General features: G+C 65.3%; 2 protein-coding genes. Both read right to left on the reverse strand.

Annotated features, from left to right (window positions below; all coding sequences use genetic code 11):
* Window positions 1-115: 115 nt before the first annotated feature.
* Window positions 116-613, reverse strand: coding sequence for a translation initiation factor IF-3 (gene infC / locus ACLFRM_RS09325; protein WP_410755465.1), 498 nt, complete (start codon window positions 611-613; stop codon window positions 116-118).
* A gap of 170 nt (window positions 614-783) precedes the next feature.
* Window positions 784-2,691 carry a threonine--tRNA ligase gene (gene thrS / locus ACLFRM_RS09330; protein ID WP_410755464.1) on the reverse strand — a complete coding sequence of 636 codons (1,908 nt, stop codon included), beginning with the start codon at window positions 2,689-2,691 and terminating at the stop codon, window positions 784-786.
* Between the last annotated feature and the right edge of the window lie 121 nt (window positions 2,692-2,812).

Genomic DNA, 2,812 nt, shown 5'->3' on the forward strand with positions numbered 1-2,812 from the left:
CCGTTACCGGTAACGGGCCGTCGCCCGTCAGCACTCGGGAGGGGCGATGTAAAAAACCCCGCCGGGAAGGGCGGGGTCGATGCGGGCCGGTCGCGGATTCGCGATCAGGCCGGCACTACTTGCTCGCTCGCGGTGCCATCACCATGGTGGCCTGGCGACCCTCCATGCGCGGCTTCTGCTCGACGGTGGCCAGATCCGACAGGTCTTCCTCGATGCGGGACAGCAACTCGGCACCGAGGTCCCGGTGAGCCATCTCACGGCCGCGGAAGCGCAGGGTGATCTTGACCTTGTCGCCGGCCTCGAGGAAGCGCGTCGCGTTACGCAGCTTGACCTGGTAGTCGTGATCTTCCGTACCGGGACGGAACTTCACTTCCTTGACCTCGATCTGCTTCTGCTTCTTGCGCGCCTCGGCCGCCTTCTTGCTCTGCTGATACTTGAACTTGCCGAAGTCCATGATCTTGCAGACCGGCGGCTTGGCCGTGGGGGAGACCTCTACCAGGTCCATCCCGGCCGCGGCGGCGCGTTCCTTTGCGTTGTCCGTGTCGACGACACCAACCTGCTCGCCGTTCTCGTCGACGAGTCGAACTTCCCGAATCGTGATCTGATCATTGATTCTGGGGTCGTCGCTTTTGGCTGGACCCTTTCCGCGTTGTTGAGCGATGTTCGTACCCTCCAGTCAGGTTTGAACGGAATAGTACCCCAAGGGGTGGCCCCCGGGAGAATGTTTGCGAAAAATTAGCACAGAACCGCCGCCGGTGGCCAACGGCGGCCTGTCACCCGTTTTCAGCGGTGCTCGGCGATCTCGCCCTTCAGTCGCTCGATCAGCTCGTCGACCGTGATCGAGCCGAGGTCCTCGCCCGAGCGGGTGCGCACGGACACCGAATCGGCGTCGATCTCGCGGTCGCCGGCGACCAGCAGGTAGGGCACGCGCTCGAGGGTGTGCTCGCGGATCTTGAAGCCGACCTTCTCGTTGCGCAGATCGGCCTCGGCGCGCAGCCCGGCGGCCTTGAGACGCTCGGCGACCGCATCGACGTACTCGGCGTGGCGGTCGGTGATGCCCATGGTCACAGCCTGCACCGGGGCGAGCCACGTCGGCATCTGGCCGGCGTGGTGCTCGATCAGGATGCCGATGAAGCGCTCCATCGAGCCGACGATGGCGCGGTGCAGCATCACCGGGTGCTTGCGGTCGCTGTGCTCGTCGACGTAGGTCGCGCCCAGGCGCTCGGGCATCATGAAGTCCACCTGGATGGTGCCCAGTTGCCAGGTCCGGCCGATGGCATCCGAGAGGTGATACTCGATCTTCGGCCCGTAGAAGGCGCCTTCGCCCGGCAGTTCCTCCCACTCGACGTTCGCCGCACGCAGCGCGCTGCGCAGGGCCTCTTCCGCCTCGTCCCAGACCTCGTCGCTGCCCATGCGCTTGTCCGGGCGGGTGGCGATCTTCACCTGAACGTCGGTGAAGCCGAAGGTCTCGTAGACCTCGAGCGCCTGGCCGTGGAAGGCGCGTACCTCGGGCTCGATCTGCTTCTCGGTGCAGAAGATGTGGCCGTCGTCCTGGGTAAAGCCGCGCACGCGCAGGATGCCGTGCAGCGCGCCGGAGGGCTCGTTGCGGTGGCAGGAGCCGAACTCGCCGTAGCGGATCGGCAGGTCGCGGTAGGAATGCAGGCCGTGGTTGAACACCTGGACGTGGCCCGGGCAGTTCATCGGCTTGACCGCGTAGGTGCGCTTCTCCGACTCGGTGAAGAACATGTTCTCCTGGTAGTTGTCCCAGTGGCCCGACTTCTTCCACAGGGAGACGTCCAGGATCTGCGGGCACTTGATCTCCGCGTAGCCCGAGCGCTTGTACACGTCGCGCATGTAGGACTCGATCACCTGCCAGATCGCCCAGCCGCGCGGGTGCCAGAACACGAGACCCGGCGCCTCTTCCTGGAAGTGGAAGAGATCCAGCTGCTTGCCGAGACGACGGTGGTCGCGCTTCTCGGCCTCCTCGCGCTGCTTGAGGTAGCGCTTCAATTCCTTCTCGCTGGCGAACGCGGTGCCGTAGACGCGGGTGAGCATCTCGTTGTCCGAGTCGCCGCGCCAGTAGGCTCCGGCCACCTTTAGGAGCTTGAAGGCCTTGAGCTTGTTGGTGTGCGGCACGTGCGGGCCGCGGCAGAGATCGGTGAAGTCGCCCTGGGTGTAGAGCGTGAGCTGCTCCTCGCCCGGGATGTCCTTGATGATCTCGACCTTGTAGTCCTCGCCCAGGTCCTTGAAGAAGCGCACGGCATCGTCGCGCTCGATCACGCGGCGCTCGAGCTCGTCGCCCTCGGCGGCCAGCTCGCGCATGCGGGTCTCGATCTTCTCCAGGTCCTCGTCGTTGAAGGGCCGGTCGAAAGCGAAGTCGTAGTAGAAACCCTGGTCGATCACCGGGCCGATGGTGACCTGCGCCTCGGGGTAGAGCTGCTTGACCGCCTGCGCCATCAAATGCGCGGTGGAGTGGCGGATGATCTCGACGCCCTCCTGGTCCTTCGCGGTGACGATGGCGATCTCGGCGTCGTCCGCGACGGTTCGGGCAAGATCCACGAGCTTGCCGTCGATCTTGCCGGCAACGGCCGCCTTGGCCAGTCCCGGGCCGATGTCGGAGGCGATCTCGGCGAGCGAGACCGGGTGATCGTAAGAACGCTGACTGCCGTCGGGTAGCGTGATGGTCGGCATGTGCCCTCCTGAGAAGCACTTGGGATGCCAGTGGCGGCCCCTACCAAAGACCGCGTTTGCATCCGTGTGGGTCGAAGGGTGCGGACAGCCGAAACCGCCGTGGCGCACCCGCCATGGTGTT

The sequence above is a fragment of the Guyparkeria sp. genome (genome assembly GCF_046540515.1).
In the GTDB taxonomy this organism is placed as follows: Bacteria; Pseudomonadota; Gammaproteobacteria; order Halothiobacillales; family Halothiobacillaceae; genus Guyparkeria.